Origin of the sequence: Hymenobacter mucosus (assembly GCF_900188255.1) — a bacterium.
GTDB lineage: Bacteria > Bacteroidota > Bacteroidia > Cytophagales > Hymenobacteraceae > Hymenobacter > Hymenobacter mucosus.
This window is the reverse complement of the sequence record NZ_FZNS01000004.1, coordinates 138,542-161,516: the sequence shown is the minus strand read 5'-3', so window position 1 is coordinate 161,516 and position 22,975 is coordinate 138,542. Positions and strand designations below refer to the sequence as shown.

General features: G+C 57.1%; 18 protein-coding genes. 1 reads left to right on the top strand and 17 read right to left on the bottom strand.

Annotation, left to right across the window (positions count from 1 at the left end):
- Positions 1 to 154: 154 nt before the first annotated feature.
- From CHB83_RS10705 to CHB83_RS10660, 10 genes are all read right to left on the bottom strand, one after another.
- A complete protein-coding gene (locus tag CHB83_RS10705; protein WP_089332623.1) occupies positions 155 to 2,281 on the bottom strand; it encodes an RICIN domain-containing protein in 2,127 nt (708 codons plus the stop codon).
- 196 nt (positions 2,282 to 2,477) lie between these two features.
- Positions 2,478 to 3,914 (bottom strand): glycoside hydrolase family 30 protein, encoded by a 1,437-nt coding sequence (locus CHB83_RS10700; protein ID WP_089332622.1) that lies wholly within the window; start codon positions 3,912 to 3,914, stop codon positions 2,478 to 2,480.
- A 108-nt stretch (positions 3,915 to 4,022) separates the two neighbouring features.
- Entirely contained in the window at positions 4,023 to 5,288 is a 1,266-nt protein-coding gene (locus tag CHB83_RS10695; protein WP_045687454.1) for a sugar MFS transporter, read from the bottom strand.
- Between the two features lie 542 nt (positions 5,289 to 5,830).
- Entirely contained in the window at positions 5,831 to 7,312 is a 1,482-nt protein-coding gene (locus CHB83_RS10690; RefSeq protein ID WP_045687455.1) for a RagB/SusD family nutrient uptake outer membrane protein, read from the bottom strand.
- A 19-nt stretch (positions 7,313 to 7,331) separates the two neighbouring features.
- Positions 7,332 to 10,748, bottom strand: coding sequence for a SusC/RagA family TonB-linked outer membrane protein (locus tag CHB83_RS10685; protein WP_089332621.1), 3,417 nt, complete (start codon positions 10,746 to 10,748; stop codon positions 7,332 to 7,334).
- A 56-nt stretch (positions 10,749 to 10,804) separates the two neighbouring features.
- Entirely contained in the window at positions 10,805 to 11,830 is a 1,026-nt protein-coding gene (locus CHB83_RS10680) for a FecR family protein (protein ID WP_089332620.1), read from the bottom strand.
- A 258-nt stretch (positions 11,831 to 12,088) separates the two neighbouring features.
- Positions 12,089 to 12,685: an RNA polymerase sigma-70 factor gene (locus CHB83_RS10675; protein ID WP_045688713.1), complete on the bottom strand. Its 597-nt coding sequence runs from the start codon at positions 12,683 to 12,685 to the stop codon at positions 12,089 to 12,091.
- 114 nt (positions 12,686 to 12,799) lie between these two features.
- A complete protein-coding gene (locus CHB83_RS10670; RefSeq protein ID WP_045688712.1) occupies positions 12,800 to 13,138 on the bottom strand; it encodes a low molecular weight protein tyrosine phosphatase family protein in 339 nt (112 codons plus the stop codon).
- A 101-nt stretch (positions 13,139 to 13,239) separates the two neighbouring features.
- The gene (locus CHB83_RS10665) at positions 13,240 to 14,634 is read right to left on the bottom strand and encodes a DEAD/DEAH box helicase (protein ID WP_045688711.1); all 1,395 of its coding nucleotides are present in this window, start codon (positions 14,632 to 14,634) and stop codon (positions 13,240 to 13,242) included.
- 153 nt (positions 14,635 to 14,787) lie between these two features.
- Positions 14,788 to 15,729, bottom strand: a complete 942-nt coding sequence (locus tag CHB83_RS10660; protein WP_052695232.1) for a YihY/virulence factor BrkB family protein — start codon at positions 15,727 to 15,729, stop codon at positions 14,788 to 14,790.
- A 98-nt stretch (positions 15,730 to 15,827) separates the two neighbouring features.
- Here CHB83_RS10660 and CHB83_RS10655 point away from each other — a divergent pair, with 98 nt between their 5' ends.
- A complete protein-coding gene (locus CHB83_RS10655; protein WP_161806860.1) occupies positions 15,828 to 16,352 on the top strand; it encodes a DUF2062 domain-containing protein in 525 nt (174 codons plus the stop codon).
- 93 nt (positions 16,353 to 16,445) lie between these two features.
- Here the strand turns inward: CHB83_RS10655 and CHB83_RS10650 are convergent, their stop codons facing one another.
- From CHB83_RS10650 to CHB83_RS10620, 7 genes are all read right to left on the bottom strand, one after another.
- Entirely contained in the window at positions 16,446 to 17,438 is a 993-nt protein-coding gene (locus CHB83_RS10650; protein ID WP_045688710.1) for an enhanced serine sensitivity protein SseB C-terminal domain-containing protein, read from the bottom strand.
- Between the two features lie 152 nt (positions 17,439 to 17,590).
- Complete coding sequence (locus tag CHB83_RS10645; protein ID WP_089332618.1) at positions 17,591 to 18,028, bottom strand: c-type cytochrome; 438 nt, start codon at positions 18,026 to 18,028, stop codon at positions 17,591 to 17,593.
- Positions 18,025 to 18,720 carry an SCO family protein gene (locus tag CHB83_RS10640; protein ID WP_052695230.1) on the bottom strand — a complete coding sequence of 232 codons (696 nt, stop codon included), beginning with the start codon at positions 18,718 to 18,720 and terminating at the stop codon, positions 18,025 to 18,027. The genes CHB83_RS10645 and CHB83_RS10640 overlap by 4 nt, the downstream gene beginning before the upstream one ends.
- Positions 18,720 to 19,154, bottom strand: a complete 435-nt coding sequence (locus tag CHB83_RS10635) for a hypothetical protein (RefSeq protein WP_089332617.1) — start codon at positions 19,152 to 19,154, stop codon at positions 18,720 to 18,722. Before CHB83_RS10635 ends, CHB83_RS10640 begins: the two co-directional genes overlap by 1 nt.
- 54 nt (positions 19,155 to 19,208) lie before the next feature.
- A complete protein-coding gene (locus CHB83_RS10630; protein ID WP_089332616.1) occupies positions 19,209 to 20,435 on the bottom strand; it encodes a multidrug effflux MFS transporter in 1,227 nt (408 codons plus the stop codon).
- Positions 20,436 to 20,577: 142 nt separating this feature from the next.
- Positions 20,578 to 21,612 (bottom strand): LacI family DNA-binding transcriptional regulator, encoded by a 1,035-nt coding sequence (locus CHB83_RS10625; protein WP_179225516.1) that lies wholly within the window; start codon positions 21,610 to 21,612, stop codon positions 20,578 to 20,580.
- A gap of 149 nt (positions 21,613 to 21,761) precedes the next feature.
- The gene (locus tag CHB83_RS10620) at positions 21,762 to 22,832 is read right to left on the bottom strand and encodes a glycoside hydrolase family 43 protein (protein WP_089332614.1); all 1,071 of its coding nucleotides are present in this window, start codon (positions 22,830 to 22,832) and stop codon (positions 21,762 to 21,764) included.
- Positions 22,833 to 22,975 lie beyond the last annotated feature (143 nt).

The following is a 22,975-nucleotide window of genomic DNA, read 5'->3' as shown; positions in this document are numbered from 1 at the left end:
TGGGAGGGAGGCTGTCGCAGGGAAGTAATGTGGAAATTCAGCGGCGCGGGATTAGCTAGGAAATAGTGCGGGGTTTGGGAAGAGTAAGTAGAGGTAGGACAATAGGCAAAGCGAAAAACCGGCTCCGGAATTTCCGGAGCCGGCAGGTTCAACATTACTGAGCAATTACTACGCGGCGTACCAACATGCCCTCAGCGGTATCCACTTGCAGCAGATACACACCGGCCCGCAGCCCGGTTACGGGTAGGGTAAGGCGGTTTTCACCCAACGTCACCGCCCGGTTGGGCTGGTTGCTTACCACGCGGCCAGCCAAGTCCACCAGGCGCAGGTTGAGCTGCTGCCCAGCCGTGGCTGTGTACTGAACGTTCAGGTTAGTAGCTGCCACGGTAGGGTACACTTGCAGGCGCCCATCGGCCACCGAGCCGGCAGCGGCCAGCGCAACCCGAGCCGCCCCCTGGTCGGAGAACCACCAGCGCTGATTGTCGCCGCCCCCGTAGGTCCATTGGTGTACGGCCGCGCCGTCGGCGGTAGAGTTGTTCTGCACATCAAGGGCCTTGCCACTGTACTTGTTGATGATGCGGTACGTACCATCCCCATTGCCAATGATCTGCCAGTATTGGCTATCCTGGCTCAACCAATCCCACTGGTGGGCCAAGGCGCCGTCGGCGGTGCTGGGGCCGGCAATATCCAGGCTCTTGTTGCTGTTCAGGTTTACAATGCGCACGTAGCCCCCGCCAGCGTCGACCAGCTTCCACTTCTGGCTGGCCGCGCCTACCCAACCCCACTGCTGTACCCGGCCGCCGTTCACCTGGGAGTTGTTCGACACTTCCAGAGCCTTGCCCCCGTTTTTGGAGCTGATTTCGTAAATGCGACCAATGGCGGGCCCGCTCGGCGTAGCGGCAGTGCCATTGTAGTTGCCGCCGCCGGGGTAGTTGACGATGCCGTTCTGGTTGGGCGACACGGCCGCCACGGTGGTGTTGGGCACGCAGTTGGCAAACTGAATGTTAGTCAGCACCTGGTTCAGGCCAGCAGGGCCATCTACCACGTAGGGCGGGTTGATGTGCATAAAGGCCGGGTTGCTGCGGTCCTCGAAGCGCTTGTAGGTCCAGTGGCACCAGCCAATGCCCACGGAGTTGAGGTTTTTAGCCGCGTCGCGCATCCAGGTGTCGGAGTTTTCGCCAGTTTCTCCAATCCAGATGGGCACGTTATGGGTAGTGCGGAAGTTGCGCAGGTTGCCAATAAAGCGCAGGTCGTTGGGGCCGCCGCCGGTGGAGTTCACCCCATTGTCCATCTCGTAGCCCGTGCCGCTGTAGCGGTGCGAGTTGTACACCAAGTTGGTGCGGTTGGAGAAGGTAAACGGCTCCATATAGTTGTAGTCGTTGCCCCAGCCGTTGCCTTCCACCAAAATCAGGTGGTTGTCGCCCTGATTCCGGATGGTCGTAATCAGGCGCTGAAATACGTCGTGAATCTTCTGGTTGCTGGGGTAGTTATTCGGCTCGTTAATCAAGTCGTACATGGCTACCCGGGCGTCGTTCTTGTACCGGTTCGAGATAAACGACCACAGCCGGTTAAGCACGTCCTGGTTGATCTGGCGGTTCCAGAGGTCATTGGCCACAATCTGGTCGGCAATGTTGGCGTCAGTGCCTTGGGAGCCGGGCACGGCGTGCATGTCCAGCACCACGTACATATTGTTGGCCTGGGCCCACGCCAGGGTGTTGTCAATCATGCGCAGCGCCGCCATGTTGTTGGGGTCGGTGAAAAGCTGATTGGCATTGTACCAGCTGGTGAGCTGGCTCACGTAGGAGTCGTAGGAAACGGTGCCGCGCATCACGCTGTTGCGCACGGCCCGCTGCGCGGGCGTCAGAAACAGCTCGTAGTGTAGGGGCAGGCGCACGCAGTTAAAGCCCTTGGAGGCAATGTAGTCGATGTCGGGCTTGGTGATAAAGTTGTCCCGGTAGTTCTGATAGAAGGTTTCAACGGCCGCGTCGCTCATGCCCGCGTTGTAGAGCGTCTTTTTCACCTTGCCCTGGGTTTGCTTGCCGTCGAGGCCGGGCCAGCCTACTTTCATCATGTAGCCTTCCTGCACGGCCCAGTTGCCCAGGTTCATGCCATTCAGGATAACCTCCTGGTTGCTGGCGTTTACAATGCGAGTGCCGTCGGCGCGCAAAAAGCTTTGGGCGGCGCCCGATTCGGCCAGGCCTAAGCCAACTGCTAGCAGGGGCAGGAAACGCAGCCAGTGCCGCCTTCTGGCGGGGGTGGGCGATAAGGTAGTGGTGTTCATGGTGGTGGGGTTTTGGTTGTGATAAAAAACAAGCACTAACAGGCCTTGGGAGCCGGAAAGTCAGTAAGAAGCGGAGTAGGTGGCTCCGCGTAGGGCGCGGCTCCTTGCTCTTGCTAGTAGCGGAGAGAAAGGAGGTATTCAGGTTAGAGAAACCCGCCGCCTACTAGGTCAGGAGTAGGCGGCGGATAGCAACGTGCTACCACACGTAGGTGCCGGCAGCACCAGGGTTGAGCGTGGTGCTGAGCGTTTTGCCTTGGTAGCGCAGGTTGAAGGTTTGGGGGGCTTTGGCGTTGTTTTGCACCACCACTACCTTCTGCCCGCTAGGCGTCTTAAAGGCCACGTTGGGCAGATCCTCGGAGGTGGTAGAGGCAATGCGCACCGAGCCTGGCCGCACAAACTTGGCCGCATGGGCAATGATGTAGTAGGCGTCTTCCCGGGTTACCTGGTTGCCGTCTATAGTAATAGCGCCGCGGCACTCAGTGCAGCCGCCCGGCGTGTGCGGGTTTTGCTGGGGGTCGGCGGCCAGGTTCCACTCCAGCACGGTGCGGGCCCAGTTGCGGGTAGCCCCGATCAGCAGGGTGCGGACGTGCCAGGGGAAGTTCTCCTCAAACTTGCTTTTCGAGCCTACCCACTGCTCCGTGAAGTACACGTTCTTGTCGGGGTGAGCATCATGCACCTTGCTCAGGGCGTCAATAGGTCCAGCGTATAGGTGGAAAGCCGAGCCATCCACGTACTGCTTGGCTTCGGGGTCGTTGAGGATGGTGAGGGGGTAGTCCGGGCGGTCGGCGTTGTGGTCGTACACGATAATCTTCGTGTCCAGCTTTGCCGCTTTAAAGGTGGGCCCCAAGTTTTTCTTCACAAACTCGGCCTGCTGCTCCGGCAGCATAAGCAGGCTCGGGTTGTTGCCAGGGTGGAGGGGCTCGTTCTGCACTGTAATGGCGTCAATGCGGATGCCCGCCGCCTTCATGCCCTCAATGTACTTCACAAAGTAGCGCGCGTAGGCATCGTAAAACTCTGGCTTTAGCGAGCCGCCTTTGGAGTTCCCGTTGGTTTTCATCCAAGTAGGCGGCGACCAGGGGGAGCCCAGGATTTTGATATTGGGATTGATGGCCAAGATTTCCTTAAGCACCGGGATTAAGTGCGCCTGATCGGGCGCCAGGCTGAACTTGGCTAGCGTCGGGTCGGTCTGCCCGGCAGGTAAGTCATCGTAGCTGAACACCGTAGCATCCAAGTCAGAAGCGCCAATGCTTAGGCGCAGGTAGCTCACGCCAATGTTGTTGCCATCGGTAGCAAATAGCTCCTTCAGAATAGCTTGGCGAGCCTCCGGTGCCATGGCGTGCAGCAGCTCCGCACTACCGCCAGTCAGGCAGTACCCGAAGCCATCGATGGTCTGGAAGGCTTGCTTTTCATCTATTTCAATAACAGCTGCGCCCGCAGCCGGAGCCGCCGTAGTCCAGGCCAGCGCTGTTTGGGCTTGGAATAGCACCGACTTGTCGGGGTTGGTAAGCCAGAAAGCAGCCGTGCCCTTCGCCGGGGCGGAGGGAGAGCCAGCTTGGGGAAGCCGCTGGCAGCCAGCGCTTACCCCCAGAGCCAGGAGCAATGCGAAGGCGCAAGTAGTAGTAGGATAGGACATGAGAAGCAACAGGAAAAGCAAGGGAAGGGCCGGTACGCACCTAATGCTGCGTACTGCCCGCTGTGAGTCAGTTTGTTGTGAATTATAAAAGAAGCAGGGCCTACCTGCTTACGCTTCGGCTTGCTTATGGCCTTTCAGACCGTACCACATGATATAGGCGTAGCATAAAACCGGTAGAAAAAAGGCCCAGCGGAGCGTGCTAGCATCGGCCACCAGCCCAAAAAGCAGGGGCACAAGCGCACCGCCCACAATGCCTACATTGAGCAGCCCCGATGCTTCTTCAGTATGACGACCCAAGCCTGCAACGGCCAGGGTAAAGATGGTCGCAAACATGATAGAGTTCATCAGCCCCACGGCTAGCAGGCTCCACATAGCTATTTCTCCGGTGGAGACTACCGAAATCAGCACCAGCACAACGGCTCCGAGGGAGTTGAAAGCCAGCAGTCGGCCCGGGTTGAACTTATTGAGTAGGTAAGCGCCCAGAAAGCGTCCTACCATGGCCCCGCCCCAGTAGTAGGCTACCTTGTCGCCGGCTACCTTGGGGGAGAGGCCCATCACATCCGGCAAGTGCAAATAGCTCACAATGTGCGAGCCAATGGCTACCTCACCTCCCACGTAAGCGAAAATGCCAATCACTCCGAATACCAAGTGGCGGTAGTGCCAGGCGCGGCGGTTGGGGTCTTCCTCGCTTTGAGTGTGCGCAATTACGGGTAGCTTGAGCAGGCCCAGCAGGATGCTAATCACAATCAGCACGGCCCCAATGCAGAGGTACGGAATCTGCACGGCTTTCACGTCGATAGCTGCCGCGGAGGCCGGCGTATCTAAGTCGGGCAGATTAGACAGAATCAGGGCCGAGCCCAGTAGGGGCGCCACTGTAGTACCCAGGGAGTTAAAGGCCTGAGTAAGCGTGAGACGGGCCGGCGCCGATTTGGCGGGCCCCAGAATAGCCACGTAGGGGTTGCCGGCTACCTGCAGCAGCACAACGCCCGTAGCCAACACAAACAGCGCCCCCAGGAATAGGCTATACGCGCGGCTCTCGGCAGCCGGGTAAAACAGAAAGGCGCCAAGCGCGGCTACCAGAAAGCCCACGAGCATGCCACCTTTATACCCAATGCGCTGCACTAGCTTGCCCGCCGGAATACCCATCACGAAGTAGGCCCCGAAAAAGCAGAGGTTGATGAGGTTGGCCTGGGTATAGCTCAGGTTGAAAATGGCTTTCAAGTACGGTATCAGGATGTCGTTCAAACAGGTGATAAAGCCCATCATGAAGAACAAGACCGTGAGCGAAGCTAGGGCGGAGGTGTAGCGTGGGGTTTCGCCACCTACGCTAGAGGCAGAAGCAGTAGGCGGAGACTGAGAAATGGGAACGGCCATGAAATGGAAGGAATGAGGGATACAATGTGACGAAATGGAAAAATGGGTGCCATGATCGTCAGAAACCCAGAAGGGCCGGCCCGCTCCCCTATTAGCAAACCGGCCCCGGGGTGCCTCACCAGTCTAGCGAAACGGATGAGGTAAGACTACGTCACTGCTACTTCGTGATGAGGGTGAGAAGTAGTAGCACCTGCGAGTAGAAACTATCTCTTAAGCCAGACAATGTTTTCGCCCGTCAGCAGGCTGAATTATAGTACAGCTTGGGCAGGTCGCTAGGACTAGCGCACCAAATATATTCGCCCATCTACAGAGAAAACAAACGGTAAAAACACGGTTTATAGGCTGATTTTACCTATTTATACGCCTACAGCACACGTGCAACCAGCGGTTTTGAAAGGGTGGGTTAGCGCTATAAGTGTGCACTCACTATGTGGTAAGCAGATAAGAAACAATGAAAAATTGCGCCTTAACTGCTCAAGTACTCTACAGTACCGGCTTCCGGCTTCGATGGCTCGGAGCCGGAAGCCGGTACTGTAGGCCGTCTAGTAGCCTGGGTTTTGCTGTAGTTGTGCGTTGTTGTTAATTTCTGCTTGCGGTAAAGGAAACAGCAAGTAGTTAACGTCGCTCCGATTTAGATTCTGTTGAATTAGGTTCAGGGCAGTTACTGCGTGAGCACCGGGTTCGGCTTGGTTATGGCGGGCATAGCGGAGCAGGTCATACCAACGCTCTCCTTCAAATGCTAGCTCCAAACGACGCTGGCGGTCAATCTCATCGCGCATTGCCTTCTTACTAGCGTATTGCGGCGATGTAGTTGTAAGTGCTTCTAGTCCGGCACGGGTACGGATTAAGTTTAGCTTTGCTAATACATCAGCTGAAGGACCGCTTTGCTCGTTAGCAGCTTCTGCATACATCAACAGTACGTCGGCATACCGCAAAATGTAGGTATTATCGGGGCTGTTAAACGCATTTGGAGCGCCGGGCCACTTGTATACAAAGGGGCCATTGTCGTTTGCGTTGCTGTTAGTGCTGTATACAAAGCTGGCATAGTCCCGACCGGCATTGGTACGACCTACTAACGTCCAACGTTTGTCGGCATTGAGTTTACGCCCACCACCCGCTAAGAACGACGACGTATCGGCATACTGGAGTAGCTCCGCGGTAGGAATATTGAACTTAGGAAAGGAGTAGGTAGCCGGAGGCGAGGGCAAGATCAGGTCAGGCAGAATGTTGTTGCCGTCAGCATTGCCTTGGTTCTGCACTTCCAGAATAGTCTCAGGTGCCTTATTCTCGGCCGGGAAAAGACCTTTGAAGCTAGGCAACAACGAATATGTACCACTGTTGATTACCTTATTGGCAGCCGTTACGGCTTCTCCCCACTGCCGTTGCGTCAGGTGTACCTTGGTTAGCAGAGCATTTACCGCCCCTTTCGTGATGCGATTGGGGTTAGATGCAGGAGCTAAACCATCGGCAGTGTTCAGATCAGCAACAATCTGGGCGTACACCGCTTCGGATGAAGTGCGCGGTAGGGCAATAACCGATGGATCACCAGTTTCAGTTGGGGCTAAGCGAAGCGGTACGGCACCGTAAAGTCTTACCAGGTTGTAATAGTGCAGAGAGCGTAGAAAATAAGCCTCCCCCAGAATCTGGTTTTTACGCTCGGTTGGCATTGATACGTTTGGGACGTACTTAAGAATGGCATTCGCCCGGTTGATACCCAGGTAGGAGTCGCGCCAGATGTTGCCTACTTGGCTCGTCGTAGGCGTCCAGTTAATGCGGTCCAGTGTGGTTACGTCGCCGTTGGTGCTAGTGCAGTTATCGGAGGGCATCTCGCCCACAGTAATTAGGTCTTGGCTGTAAAGGCCAGTGGCTTGCAGAGCATCATACGCTGCAGTAAGGGCTGCCTCCGCATCATCGGCGCTCTGAAAGAAGTTTTCGGGCGCAATAGTAGGAAGCGGTTGTTTATCAAGTACGTCGCAGCTGCTCAGCAGAGCAAGAGCAAAAACGGGGATGAGTATCTTTTTCATGGGATGAGAGAGGCTCGGCTTAGAAAGAAGCGTTTAAGCCAATGGTGTAGGTGCGGGACTGAGGATACACGCCAAAATCACGGCCGAAGCCAGTGGAAGAGAAGGGGTCAGCACTTACTTCTGGGTCGTAGCCAGTGTAGTCGGTCCAGGTGATTAGATTCTGGCCGCTTACGTAGATGCGGAGGCTGCTAACACGCACTTTATTAATTAGGCTTGTGGGTAGTGTATAACCCAGTGTCACGTTTTTAAGGCGAACATAGCTGCCATCTTCAATCCAGCGCGAAGAAAGGCGTCCGTTGCCATTAGGGTCGTTAAATACAGCCCGTGGAATGTCCGTATTAGTGTTGGTCGGCGTCCAGCGGTCCAGCACTGTAGTGAGTTGGTTTACTGGACCAGTGAGCGACTCCAGCGCCTGACGGTTGGCGTTATAAATGTCGTTGCCAAAGCTGCCTTGGAAGAACACACTCAGGTCTATGCCCTTAAAAGCAAAGGTGTTGGTGACGCCCCCTTGAGCCTTTGGGTTCGGATTGCCGATGATGGTGCGGTCATCGTTGTTGATCTTGTTGTCACCATTCACATCCACGAAGCGAATGTCGCCGGGCTGAGGGTTGCCGGGTTGCGCAGGAGCAGCTGCAATTTCATCCGCAGACTGAAAAATTCCCTGCACCTTATGACCGTAAAATACCCCTAGTGGTTGTCCTACCTGGGTTATGCTGCTACCATTGATAATAGTGCGCGAAACCTGCTGGTTTTGATCATTAGCGAGCGTGCCTAGGTCCAGCACCTTATTGCGGTTCATGGACAGGTTTAGATTGGTATTCCATGAGAATCCGCCATTCTGCCCTTCTACGTTGACCGTATTGAGCGCAAACTCAAGACCTTTATTTTCTACCGACCCAACGTTCTGAATGATATCGAGCACTTGTGCACCTGTGCTCTGCGGGAGGGGTACGCTCAGCAGCAGATCATTGGAGCGCTTGCGGTAAGCGTCAATGCTGAGTGTTAGCCTGTCGTTGAACAGGCCAAAGTCAACGCCCACATTGTATTGATTTGACGTTTCCCACTTCAAATCACGGTTACCAATGCGGTCAGGACGAATACCCCCCTGAATTGTGCCGGCGCTACCCGTGTAGTTAGACCCTACACTGTAGGAGCTAAACGTTTGGTAGGTGTACCCTAACTCCTGGTTGCCGTTGATACCGAAGCTGCCTCTCAGTTTCAAGTCTGAAACTGGACCAGATTGAGGGAAGAAGCTCTCCTTGGAGATGCGCCAGCCCAACGCTACGGCCGGGAAGTACCCGAAATGATCGGCAAAGCGGCTAGTACCATCTCTACGCACGCTCAGCGTGGCTAAGTAACGCTCGTCGAAATTGTAGATAGCTCGGGCAAAGAGGCTAGTCAGACCCCATTCTTCCTCGTAGCTGCTCGTGCCCAAACGCTCCGTGCCGCCCGATAGGTAAGGAACTGCGTTCGATGCGTATCCGCGTACGGAGGCGTTCGAGGCGAAACGGTTGGACTCTTGCACCGACTGTCCCGCCAGTAATTGTAGGTTGTGTCTATCCCCTAGTGAGGGGTTGTAGGTCACGGTATTTTCCCAGAGCCAAATGGCCTGCTGAGTGGTACCAGTGCGGCCGCTTCCGCGTGTAGAAGCATCTGCGCGGGAAGTGCCGGGGTAGTCGCGGGTAATAAACTCGTTTTCCAGCTGCGTGCGGAAATCGAGGCCTAACGATGACCTGAATTTTAGGTTCTTGAGAATATCATATTCGCCATACAAGTTGCCAATCACTTGGTAGATAAGCGCCTTGTTACTGGTTTCCAGCAGGTTGCCAACGGGGTTGTCGGACAGTGAGAATGGGTTGAGACCATACGCACCATTGGCATCCCGCACCGGAATAGTTGGAATCTGAGCCAGTGTGCCAAGTACTGTGCCGGAGTTACCAAGGCCCAGTTCGCTACGCACGCTACCGTTGGTGTTGGTGCGGCTCATATTCACATTGGTACCAACTCTCAACTTGGTGCCTGCCTGCTGATCAAAGTTTAGTTTGAAGTTAAAGCGGTCAAAGCCCGAGTTTTGGATGATGCCATCCTGCTTGAAGTAGCCGCCTCCCACATAGTAATGAGTTTTGTCGGTGCCGCCACTGATGTTCAACTGGTAGTTCTGAATAGCAGCTGAGCGGTACACTTCGTCCTGCCAATTCGTATCGTACGGGGGCAGATCATTTAGGTCAGGATAGCCAGGAGCAGCGCCTCCGTTGATTTGCGACTCATTATAGTATTCTGCAAACTGGCGCGCGTTCAGCACGTCCAGTTTCTTTCGAATCTGCTGAACTCCGTAGTAGGCATTGAAACCCACTTGAGGCTTGCCCGTACGGCCTCGCTTCGTGGTGATAACTACTACGCCATTTGCTGCCCGGACCCCATAAATAGCAGCAGCAGCACCATCCTTTAGGATATCAATCGACTCAATATCGGCTGGGTTAAGAGCATTGAGGGGGTTAGGCTTCTGGTTGCCTACACTCAGCTCTCGGTCGTAGGTGGGCAGTACAGGTACGCCATCAATGACGTAGAGAGGCGAGTTGCCACCTGTAATGGAGCTGTTGCCACGGATTTGAATGTTGATACCTGCACCGGGAGCACCGGAAGGAGCAACTACCTGAACACCAGTTGCCTGGCCCTGTAGAGCTTGGTCAAAGCCAGCTACTCTCTGCCGCTCAATTTGTTCTGACTTTACCGAAGCTACTGAGGTAGTTACCTCCTGGCGAGATAAGGTGCCGTAGCCTACAACGACTACTTCACTGAGCGCTTTAGCATCCGTCTCCAGGTTAACAGTTAGGCCACTTGTTGCGCCTGTGACGGGAACCTCGCGGCTTTGGAAGCCGATGGAGCTGAACACGAGCGTGCTGCCCTCTGGTACATTGAGGTAGAAGGTGCCATCACCCGCCGTAGACGTACCAATGGTGGTGCCCTTCACTACTACCGTTACGCCCGGCAGGCCTTCGCCACCCGAGGTTACGCGGCCCGAAACGGTAACGTCGGCCAGGGCTTGGGTGCCGGCTGCGGCCCGCGGACTAGCGGTAGCCTGCCCCATTAGCACGTAATAGTTTGGGCGCAGCTTCTTGAACGTTAACTCTGCCTGGGGCAATACTTGCGTGAGCTTCTGATCGAGCAGCGCCGCGCCCGTTTGGGGCAGCACGCGTTTGCTACCTACTAGGTCGCTTTCATAGAAGATAGTTACGCCGTATTCGGCTTCCCAGCGGCCCAGTAAGTCTTTCAGCAGTACCGATTCTACTGGGGAGGTAGTGGTAGACTGATGAGCGACGGCATTGACGGCTAGGAGTTGTGCGGAAGCAGCAGGTGCCGGCAGCAGGAGCACTGCAGCCGATAGGGCCGTAGTGCAAGCCAAGCCGCCGCCCAAACGGGTAGGGGTGTTGTCCATGGTTAGGGTTGGTGGGAAAAAGTGTGAAACCCGGGGGTAGCACGGTGGGAAACCAGCTAGCGGGTTGGTGAAGCAGAAAGGATCAGGCGGTTTTCTTGGCGCTCAGCTTTCAAGTGGAAGGTTTCTTCTAGCGCAGCTAGTAGAATTGTAAGGTCTGCCACGGGCACCGTGCCCGTCATGCGGCGCTGGCGCAACTCGGGTGTGGCAACCTCTACTTCCAGGCCATAAGTATCGTGGAGGCGGGTGGCTAGCTCCTCCATGGTGGTCTCGTTCAGCACCAGCCGGTCGTCTTTCCAGGCCGAGTAGGTGTCGGGCTGCACGGGTTTGTGCACTAGCTTGGTGGGGGTGGCATCGTAGGTTTCTACCAGTTCGCCCGGTTTCATTAGCACGTCGGGCCGCTGGTCAGCAAAGTCTACCCGCACCTTGCCCGAGAGGAGTACCACGCGCGCCTGCTCGTGGCGGCGGTACACCGTAAACTTGGTGCCTAGCACTTCCACCTGCAGGCCGGCCGAAGTATGCACAATAAACCGTTGGTTGTTAGGCTGGTGCTGCACGGAGAAATAGGCCTCTCCATCCAGCCATACCTCCCGCGGCTGTTCCTGCGATGATGGGGCAGTATAACGCATTGTAGAGTGCGCGTTTAAGGTCACCACCGAGCCATCAGGTAAGTGTATGGTGCGGGTCTGGCCGTAGGGGGTTGCGTATTCAGCCGCCGGAGCAGGAGAAAGGTGGGCCTGCTGCCACCACAGAGCGCCACCCGCTAATGTAGCCACCGTAGCTGCGGCAGCAGCCCAGTTGCGCCACCGGAAACCACCACGAAGCGGCTCGGCTGAAGCTTCTTCGTCCTCGAAGCCCAACTGCTGATGCAGGCGTTGTAACAGGGCTTCATAGTTGGGTTCTGGTAGGGCTGTGGGTGCGGGAGCGTGGTCCAGCGTATCCCAGTGTTCGCGCATCCAGTATTCTGCCACCAACTGATTAGCAGGCGTCAGGAGCCAACTCTGTACCGCCGCAGCTTCTGCGGGAGTTACTTCGTTGTTTAGGTAGCGAGTAAACGTGTTTTTATCAATAGCAGGCAGCGACATGAACAGTGGGCTGAGTAGAGCAGCTGGTGAGTAATACACTCTACTCGCCGGCTACCCTGATTGGGGAATGAAAAAAAGTGGCGGAAAAATGGAAAAAGGGCTCTGGCGTGTGCCTAGAGCCCTTTTAAAAGCAAAATATTTTTGCGGTGAGCAATTACTAACGGCCTATCTTAGCTTGCTGGTCTGCTCTCACCGGTGGATTTCAGGAAACGCCAATAAACTAGACGTAGTCCAGGTGAGCAAGAGGTTACTACTTCGTCAGAGTACCAAAAGAAGTAGGGGAACTACAACTAAGAGCGTGCCGTGGGTCTGGAAATACTGGCGCAGGAAATGTAAGGCCTGGGCCATTTGGGTCTCTACCGTCTTTACTGAGATGTTTAGCTCCTGGGCTATTTCTGCGTACGAAAGTCCCTGCTGCCGACTGAGCGTGAAAATGTGCCGCCGCTTAGGCGGTAGCTTATCTAGCGCCGATAGGTACAGCGTTTCCAACTCAGCAAAGGCCACGTCGGTTTCCGTGCCTTGGGCAGTAGGGCGACCTGCCAGCATTGCATACTCCTGGTATACTAGCTGGTGCCGAGCGTGGCGCAACTGGTTCAGAATGGCATGGTGAGCCACCGTAAACAGGTAGCCTTTCAGGGGTACGTCCTCACGCAGGTCATAGCGCTTTTCCCAGATTTTCAGGAAACACTCCTGTACAATCTCCTCCGCCTCCGGGCCCGACTTTAAGTAGCCGTAGGCAAAGCGATACACCCGGCTGCTGTACTGCCGAAAAAGGGCATCGAATGCCCGGCTATCGTCTTGTTTAAGGCGGTGCAGCCAGTCTAGCTCAGAAGAATGGTCCCGGGCAACTTGCAACGGCGGAGAACTTAGAATAAGAACTAAATATACGGTTTTTGGCTAAGTACAGAGTTAGAAACCAATTGGCTGTAGCACCAGAACCAAGTGCCTACTACTGGCAGGACGATGCCTCTAAAGCAAAGGCAGATGTTCTCGTAGCCTTTCCCGTAGCAATTCTACTAAGACATGATCAAGAAATTGAAATTTATCGGGAATCCGCAACGTAACCACAGCCTTACCGGCTAGCTCCGAGCCATACTTTTGCCGCAAGATGTCGGCATGCTTGCGCTCCATTACAAATACGACATCGGCCCAGCCTAAATGGCCCGCCGTAACGCGCACCCGTGCTCCAGGCTCTGTACCTGCCGAGCGGGCTACGTAGTGGGCATGGCCGTCGAACAGGCGCTCGGCCGTGAGACTGCGCCAGCGGTTCTGGCTACAGATGAACAGAAGTTGCTGGGTAGATTGCATAAGTATTACTAGGGGTAAATGCTAAGCAGCCGACTGAGTAGCCCCGCCAATGACAGGTGCCACACAACCGGCTGCTTATAGCAGTGGTGCACAGAGCACCTCTATTCTACCAAGGACACGCGCACCTTGCGACCCTTAATTTTGGCTCCTGTTACACGCTGGGCCACTTCTTGAGCCTGAGGGCGCGGTACGGCTACGTAGCTGTAGTGGTCGAATACCTCAATGTGACCAACGGCCTCGCGCTCTAAGCCGCCGTGGGCCACAAACGTACCCACCAAATCGTGGGCGCTGACCTTGTCCTTGCGTCCTGCCGATACGTGTAGGGTTACGTTCTCGGGGCGAGGAGCCTTGGGCGCGGCGGGAGGAAGCTTGGGGGCGTGCATCGCCTTCCACTGAATGCCCGCTGCCACGGGCCACTTCTTCACTAGCGCCTGCTCTTTCTCCGTGGCTAGGATGTGGGCAGTACCTTCGGCCCCGGCGCGGGCGGTGCGGCCGGCCCGGTGCTGAAAAGCATCAGCTTTGTCAGGTACATCGTATTGCACCACCGTATCGAGTTCCGTTACGTCGATGCCGCGCGCGGCTACGTCGGTGGCTACTAGTACTTGGCTAGAGCCGTTGCGCAGCTTCATAAGAGATTTGTCGCGCTCTGGCTGGGGCATTTTGCCGTGCAGCACTTCGGCGGCTACTCCGCGGCCCTGCAGGAAGCGGGCCAGTTCGGTACACCGCTCCCGCGTGTTGCAGAAAATAAGGGCGCGGCCAGTTTCAGGCTTCTGCAGGATGTGAAGCAACGCGGCGGGTTTCTTCTCCACCGGGCCCGTGTGGCCCAACAGCGTCAGGTTTTCGGGTAGCTCATCGGTATCTTCGCCAGCGTTAACCACGCGGGGGCGAGTCAGGTTTTTCCGTATCAGTTCCACCACTTTGTCTGACATCGTAGCCGAAAAGAGCAGTGTTTGGCGACGACGGGGCAGGCGCTTTACAATTTCAACCAACTCGTCCTGAAAGCCCAATTCCAACAGCTTATCTGCCTCGTCCAAAATCAACACTTTTAGCTGATTGGGAATGATGGTGCGGCGCTCAAAGTGGTCGAGCAAGCGGCCGGGAGTGGCCACTACAATGTGAGGAGCCTGCTGGAGAGAGGCCGCCTCGTCGCGGAAGGCGTGACCACCATAGAAAGCTGCCACGCGCAGGTTGGGTAGGAATTTGCCTAGCTTCTTGAGGGCGTCGCGCACCTGCAGGGCTAGTTCGCGGGCTGGTACCAGTACCAGAATCTGCATGGCATCGAGCTTCACGTCCACTTGGTGCAGCACGGACAGGCCATAGGCGGCCGTTTTGCCCGAGCCAGTGGGTGCCTGACCTACCACATCCTGTCCGGCCAGTGCCATTGGGATTACCTGCTCTTGCACGGGGGTAGGAGCGGCAAATTGCAGCTCATCCAGGGCTTGCAGGAGTTCAGGGGCCAGGCCCAGAGAGGTGAAGGTAACAGCAGTCGAAGTCATAACGCGGTGTATTTCCTACAAAGGTAGCGGTAATGTGGGAGCAGACCACGCCGCGCCCGTAGGAGGTAGCTGTAGTAGCGCCCGCTCCGCACGGAGCCGCCGTTTATGCAGGGCCAGTAGTGGTATCGTAAAGCGTTGTGCGCGGCCCAGCCCCTAGTGCTCTTCTTCAATATCAACCAGCCGGTAGCGTACTGCTGATTTCTTGGGCCGGATGTCCATGCCCACAAAGTGTGCATAGGCTTTGGTAAAGCAGGCACCGAAGTAGAAAATCATGGCCGAGTAAAATACAAACAGCAGCACTAGTACAATGCTGGAAGCCGGACCGTAAATAGGCCCCAGGTTGCGGGGTACCAGCAGAAGCCCCAGCACGTTTTCACCCAAATCGATTAGCACGGCCGTGAGGAGGGCCCCGCGTAGCACGGCAGGGCGGGGTACCTTAGCACTACTAAGGTTGCGAAACGTAACCCCAAACCAGGCAGCCAGAATCAGCAACGACATGATTTGGTTGATGACACGAAACAAGTAAAAGCCAAACGTCGCATCAAAGTCGCGCACGTAGTCGGCCAGGAAAGCCAGAGCGGCGTCCGAGAGAAAGGCAAACATGGACAGAACCGCCGTGGCTAGCAGTACCCCCAAGGAACGAGTACGTTCCTTCAGCAGCTTGGCAAAGCGGCCGGTGCTGCGCCGGGGCCGAATCTGCCAGAGTTGGTTCAGAGAATTTTGAATGACCCCAAACAGCGTGGTGGCAATAAAGAGCAGGAACACAAAGCCCAGCCAGGTAACCAAGCGGCTACGCTGCACATTGGTCACATTTTGCAAAATCTGCTCTACCAAACCCGCTGCCGGAGCGCCCAGCAAGTCAGAAAGCTTGGTAAGCAGCCGCCCGCGCACCGCCGTTTGGGTATAGAGTACCCCCAGCACCTGCACGAAAATGATGACGATGGGAGGCAGCGCAAACGTGGTGAAGAACGCCGTAGCCGCCCCCAGCCGTAGCGGGTCATTGGCCCCAAACTCGCGGGCCGCGCGGCGCAGAAGAATTAGCAATTCCGTCCAGACGGTGCGGCGGGGGTGGGCCGACTCGTGTACTTTTGTCATCGGGGGCACGTACTACCTGCGGTGCAGCACCGGGGCGTTACGAAGGTACTACCCCGCACCGGTATACTGGCTACCCTTGCCCTTACTTTCCTGCTTCCGTGTCTCAACCGCCCGTGCCCCCGCCCGTTTCTGCACCCTCGCCCAACTGGTTCCGCCGCCGGATAGTTGACCCACTGCGGGGCCTGCTGCGCCAAGGGCTAACCCCGCACCAGCTGGCTCTCACTATTGTGCTTGGCTCGGCGTTTGGAGTAGTACCCGTGCTAGGGATTACTACCCTGCTCGCCACGGCTACCGCCGTGCGGCTGCGCCTGAATGTGGCGGCCACTCTGCTAATTGCGCACCTGTGGAGCCCGGTGCAGCTGCTGCTGATTATTCCATTAATGCAGTTGGGTGCCCGCCTGTGGGGGGGCAGTGCTGAGCCACAGTTGTCGTTAGAGAAGCTCCGCTACTTATTTGCCCACGATGGTATGGGTGCCGTGCGTCTGCTCTGGCAGGCCATCGTAGGCGGGTTAGCGGTATGGGCCGTGGTAGCCGTACCGGTGGGGGTGGCTCTGTACTTCGTGCTGCGCCCCATCCTGAGCCGGGTGATGGCTCGGAAGGCGGCGCTACCCCAGGATGAATAACGATACGGCTTGCTCTACCATGCAAAAGCCCCCACACCCTTGGTAAGTGCGGAGGCTTTTTGTACTACGGTGTGCAGCTGCAACGTGCCAGGGCTAGGCGCGCTGGTACACGGGCTCAGTAGAAAGAAGATACTGAATAAGAGGCTCCTCCGAGTTGGGATCAATCAGCATTAGGTCCACAAACTGGGCTTCACCAATGTTGCCCTGAATGATGGGGCCAAGCTCTTGCAGGAAAGCTGGGTCTTGTTCCTCCGTGTGGAAGGCCAGCAACAAACGGCGCTCCGCCGGGTTTTGCTGCATCTGCATCTCCGCTAGGTAGATAGCTTGGATATGCGAATTGCCAGCGGCGTAGGTGCGTAGACCCTCTTTCAGGGCTACGGGCTCCTCAGCGGGCTGGTTGAGGGCCACCTGCATGTCTTGGGGAGCAGGAGCATCAAACAACTGGCCTGCCAGCAGCGCATTGATTTCATCGGCGGCTAGCAGCTTGCCAGCTTGGGAGAAGGGGTTCAGCGCACACTCAGCGCCTTGCACCATGGTAAAGAAATCATGGCCGCGCAGGCGCATGTAGGTTACGCTACCCTCGGGCACGGCTCCACTATCAAAGATACGCTCCACGGCCGTGAACACCGGAATTTTACCGTCGTTGAGCACTTGCAGCTGAATCTCCATACCTTCGGTAGGAGTGATTTCGCCGGGCTCCATATCCTCCTTGGGGGCCATTACTACTACCACCTCTTCGCCTAGCAAGGCCTGGTAGAAAGGGCTACGGAACTGGGGCTCGGTAGCAGCTTGGAGCAGCAGTTGTTCCAGGATGTTCTGGGGCTGGAAAGCCGAGAAATCGGGCTGCGGGGGCATGGGGATGGGCGGCGACTGAGGCAGTGGCGGCACGGGTGCCGGCGCGGGAGGCGCTGGCATTTGGTAATTGGAGCCCTTGTAGCGCGGACCGCTCGACTTGTCGTCGGTAGTAGGCGCCGCAGCGGCAGGGGTAGGAGTGGCAGAAGAAACTGCGGGGGCGGGAGTAGGGGTAGGAGCAGGGGCCGCGGCAGCGTCCTCGGGTTTCTTTTTCAGGAAGTCAAACAGACCCATAACAAAACATACAGATGAAGGTGCAAGCTAAAAAGGTTTGCCGGAAGATGCATAGCCTGATGACTGCAGATCTACCATACTCATAAGAAAACCCAGGCGGCAGGGCCAGAATGTTGCCGCACCACCTGGGTTTGTCGCCCGCTAAGGAGCAGCTACTGCCCGTCGGAGCCATTGCAGCTTTGCAGCAGCTCGGAGGCTTCCCGAATAGTGTAGGGCTTATTTTTATTGCCCCAGTTCTGCTGCACAAAGTTGAGCAGGTTGGTGATCTGGGAGTCCGTCAGGTCGTCGTGACCAGGCATGACCTGGTTGTAATCTACTCCGTTGACCACGAGCGGACCTTTTTGGCCTTTCCGAATTAGGCAGGGCAGCTCGGCGCGGTGCTGGGCAATGTAGTCGGCGCCAGCCACGGGCGGAATGAGGCGCTCAAGGCCCTGCCCCTGGTCGCCGTGGCAGCTAGCGCAGTGGGTGGCGTAGAGCTGGGCGCCTTCGTTGCGGCGCTCCGTGAAGCAGCCACTCAGCCCCAGCCCAAGGCCTACGCAGGCCACGGCTGCTACTACGCTACGCCCCAGAAGCAGCGGCCAGCGGTTCATTTAGCGGCTACGTTTTGCTGGGTTTGCTCTTCGCGCAGCAGCTTAGGTAAGTCGGCAATTAGGCGGTCAACTTGCTCTTTCACCATGCCATCATATACGCCCCGCACGCGGCGGTGCGAGTCAATCAGGGCAAAGGCGCCATCGTGCGAGTAGCCACCCGCCGCCTGCTTGTCTATCTGGGCTCCCGACATGTAAGCGTGAGCGAGGTGAAAAACGGTGTCTTGCGGGGCCGTGGCAAAATGCCAGCGCGACGCGTCCTTGATGCCCAACCGCTCGGCGTAGTCGCGCAGCACCGAGATAGAGTCGTGGCCTGGGTCGATGGTGTGGCTTAGAAAGAGCACGTTGGGGTTGCCCTCAAAGGCTTTATACACGCGCAGCATCTCGCTTTGCATCTTGGGGCAGATGCTTGGGCAGGTAGTGAAGAAGAAGTCGGTAACGTAGACCTTTCCCGCGAAGGTTTGGTTATTGATGGGCTGTCCCATCTGGTTGGTTAGCTGAAAGTTCGGAACTGGGTCCGGGAGGGTATCCGTAGGAGAAGTAGGCTCTGAGTGCCTGATGCCCAGAATAGGCAGGCGCTCTGCCTCCTCCGCTTTCTTGGAAGAACAGGCAAAAGGTACCAAGCTGCCGGCCGCCAGCAAGGCGCCAAGAGCCAGGGTGCGCAGGGAAGTTGAGGCTGAAAGGGTAATACGCATTAGCGGGATGATGAAGTGGAAGGAGCTGCTTCGAGCAGGCGGCGGGCCGAGTCGAGACTGGTGCGAAACAGGTGCCCAACGGAGTCGATGCGCTGCTGCTGAGCGGCATAGTATGCGAGGCGTCGGTCTACCGTCACGGAGTCGGCCGGTTTGCGATACTGGTGCATCCAGTCTAGCATGCCCGCATTGGCCGCTACCAGAGCGCGGCGGTGGCGGCCGGCCGCTACGGTGTCGGCGCCGGGCGTTTTTTGCAGCTGCTGGCGAAGCGCATAGACTTGGTCCATCTGTGCCATTAGCTCGTCGTGGCGAGCTAGCAGCGCTTTTTCGGCCGCTTCGGCTTTTTGCTCTTCACTTTGCAGGGAGAGGCAGCCTGGTAGCGTTGAGGCCAGTAGCACGGCTGCTAGTGGCAGGAAAAGGAGGCGGGATACTTTCACGGCGCAAAGGTACGGCCCGAAGCGTGATGCGCCCATGAAGCGCAACAGGAATTGCTAGTGTACCAGCACCGCTTGCCCATCGGTAGACACGAGGGTGGTGCCGATAAGCCGGCGGCCCAGCAGCAGAATGCCCAGGGCCAGCACGGCCGAGGTAGCCATGATTGCCACCATGGGTACAGCCGTGTTGGTGTTGAACAGGCTGACGCCCAAGGAAGCCAGGGCGCCCACGGCCATTTGAGTGGCACCCATGAGTGCAGCCGCACTACCCGCATTTTTGGAGAAAGGAGCAATAGACAGGGCCGCTGCATTGGGGTTGGCCAGACCCATACAGCATAGAAACAGGAAGAGCATGACAATGGTGCCCGTTACGCCGAACCACCCTTGGCTAGCGCCCAGTAGAAATACCAGCCCAATAACCGACTGGCAGGCAATGGCAACTAGCACAATTTGCTCGCTGCGGTAGAAGCGTAGCAGCCACGTGTTCACTTGGCTAGCCCCAATGAAGCCCACGGAAAGGCCCGCGAAAATCCAGCCGTATACCTGGCCACTCACCCGGAAAATATCCATGAATACCAGCGGAGAGCCCGATACGTAGGCCAGTAGCCCGCCAAAGGTCATGGCCCCGGTGAGGGCGTAGGTGAAAAATTGGGGCTCTCGCAGCACACTGAAGAACGTAGTCAGGATGGGGCGAGGATGCAGGGAATAGGTAGGGTCGGGCGCGTAGCTTTCGGGGAGCCAGAAAACGGCCGCTACCAGCAGCAGCGCCCCCATGGCAAACAGGGCCACAAACACCGACTGCCAGCCGAATCCCGCCACTAAGTAGCCGCCCACCGTGGGTGCCAGCATGGGCGACACGCTAATGACTAGCATCAGCAGGGAAAATACCTTGGGGCTATCCTGCACCGGAAACAGGTCGCGCACCATAGCTACTGCCGCCACCGTGGCAGCGCAGCTACCCAGGGCTTGCAACAGGCGTAAGGCAATCAGGGCGTCGATGCTGTGGGCTAGGTAGCAGCCTGCCGACGCTACCACGTACAGCACAAGGCCCACGTACAGGGGCTTTTTCCGGCCAAAACGGTCGAGTAAGGGGCCGTATAGTAGCTGACCTGCCGAGACGCCTACGAAGAAGCTAGACAACGATAAGGCCACCCGGGCTACCGTGGTATGCAAGTCTTTTGCAATAGCCGGGAAGCCCGGCAAGTACATGTCAATGGAGAAGGGACCCAGCGCCGATAGGGAGCCGAGAATCAGAATGAGGAAGAAGTACCGCTGTTTGGTCATGCGTGTTAAGTAGGCTCCGGCCCGCGTGGACGTAGCTCCTACAAGCCCGTAGCCGGGGAAATGTTGGAAACCCAGGCAGAAATTTTTTCTGACGGGCCTACTGCCGAGCTACCTCAACTGAACACTAGGGCGCAAGCTAATGCTACTGCCGCCGCCCGGGCCGCTGCGACGATTCCCGGATAAGTAAGTCGGGCTGGAGCACTACGCGGCGGGGCGAAAAGGCGCTGCTTGTCTCGTCGCGCATTTCCAGAAACAGGCGCACCGCCGACTGCCCCATCTGCTCGCACCGCTGGTCGACGGAGGTGAGCATGGGCTCGGTGAGGGAGGTAAAGGTTTCGTTGCTGAAGCCTACCAACGCTATATCGGTGGGCACGCGCAAATGGTGGCGCTTCAGCTCCTGCAAGGCGCCCACCACGGAAAAGTCGCTGGATGAGAATACAGCGTCGGGGCGCTGGCGTAGGGCCAGCATCTGCTGCATGCCCCGTACGCCGTCCTCCTGGGTCATGTCGCAGTAGAAAACCAGTTCTTCCTCTACCGGGAGGCCAGCCTCCAACAGAGCATCAATGTAGCCCTGGCGGCGGTGCTTGTAAATGTTCAGGTATTGGGGCCCGCCAAAGTGGGCAATCCGACGGTAGCCTTGCTGAATTAAGTGCTTGGTAGCTTGGTAGCCGCCTTCTCGGTCATCAATCACCACGGCACTTACGTCCAGTCCGTCCAGCACCCGGTCGAAAAATACTAGCGGAATCTCTTGCTTGCGGACTTTCTCAAAGTGCTTGAAGTCGCGCGTGGTGCGCGCCAGCGACACCAAAATGCCCTCTACCTGGGCGCTGAGCAGGGTTTCAATGTTTTTGCGCTCGTGTGCCACGTCTTCATTCGACTGGCAGATCATCACGTTGAACCCCGCCTTGGAGGCCACGGTCTCAATGCCCTTCACCACCATCGTAAAAAAGTGCCCGTCGATGTGGGGCACCATTACCCCCAGCAAATTGCTGCGGCCCTTGCGCAATCCGGCGGCCAAATGATTGGGCTGGTAGTGCAATTCTTTGGCTAGCTTCCACACCTTCTTCTTGGTAGCGTCACTGATGCTGGCTTTATCGCTCAGGGCGCGCGAAACGGTAGAAACGGACACGCCCAATTGGCGGGCCAGGTCGGAAATGGAAGCTTTGTTGCGTGACAAATTCGTGGGGGTTAGCAGAACATGAGAGCACAACTGCTTGCGCAAATAGTGTGCAACTATTTGCGCAAACGTACGCATAGATTTCGAGGTAGGGCGGGGCAGGTACAGTAGCCAGGGTGCCGCCCTACCTCGAAATGCAACCCGCGGCTTTAGGGGAGAGGCTGCGGCGTGTAGGTAGGGCCTTGGCAGCGAGGACCCTGGGCCGTCCAGGCTAGCTTATCAATGCACAACTGCCGCTCTTTCATACCAGTGTCCCAGGCGTGGTACACCAAGTATTCAGTTTTTCCATCGGGGCTGAGTACGTGCGAGTGGTGGCCGGGGCCGCGTACATGGCCTGCTACCGCGTGCAATACCCGGGGGCCTTTCTCCGCGCCAGCATCAGAGTAGGGGCCTAAGATGGAGTCCGCAACGCAGTAGTCTACGCCGTAACGCGGGGTTAGGAAGTTGGCCCCGCTGTAAAAGCAGTAGTACTTACCGCCGTGTTTGCGCACGAAGGGGCCTTCCAGCGTATGCCACTCCGCAAAGGTTTTGTTGTCGTAGAGGGGCATGGTCCGGTTCTTCTCAAATACCGTCCAGTCGTGGCGGGCCCGCATTACCGTGCGGCTTTCGCCTGCCAGCCGGGTCATGTCGAGGAGGCGGTCCACTACAAGGCCGGTTCCGGGGCGGTACCCGTTGTCGGTGTCAATGAAGTCGCGGGCGTAAAACAGGTACCATTGCCCATCGGTATCCTGGAAGGGATGGGCATCAATGGTAAACTTGCTGGCAGGTACATCCATCAGCGCTACTTGTTGGTAGGGCCCCTGGGGCGTTTTGCTGGTAGCCACGTGCAGGCGGTGGCCCACGCTGGCTCCAATGGCACCGCCACCCATAGAGTAGTACATGTAAAATGTGCCATTGTGGTACACCACTTCCGGAGCCCAGAAATCGGCTCCTTCGGCGCCGGCAGGAGGCGTTAGGGCTCCGCCAGCGGGTTTCCAGTCTACTAGGTTGCTGGAGGTGAGCACAGTAAAGATACGGCCATCGGTGGTGCGGCCCTGGCCGGTGGTTCCGAAGGCATAATAGCGGCCTTGGTGGCGCAGCACAAACGGGTCGGGAAACTGGCCGGCGTATACTGGGTTGGTGTAGGTGCGGGCGGCAGCGCGGGCGGCGCCTTGGTTAAGGAGGGCAAGGGAGGCAAGCCCCGCAGTGGCCTGCTGCAAAAAATGACGACGAGAAGGCATGGTGATGGGAGAGTTGACGAGAAGATAGGCGAGGTCTGGGGCGAATGGGCCACGCCTGGGATACTAGGTAGGGGCTGGCAGTGCTGAGCGGCAATGATTCTACTGTTAGCTTTCTAATGGTAGTGCAAGGAAGCGGTAGAGCT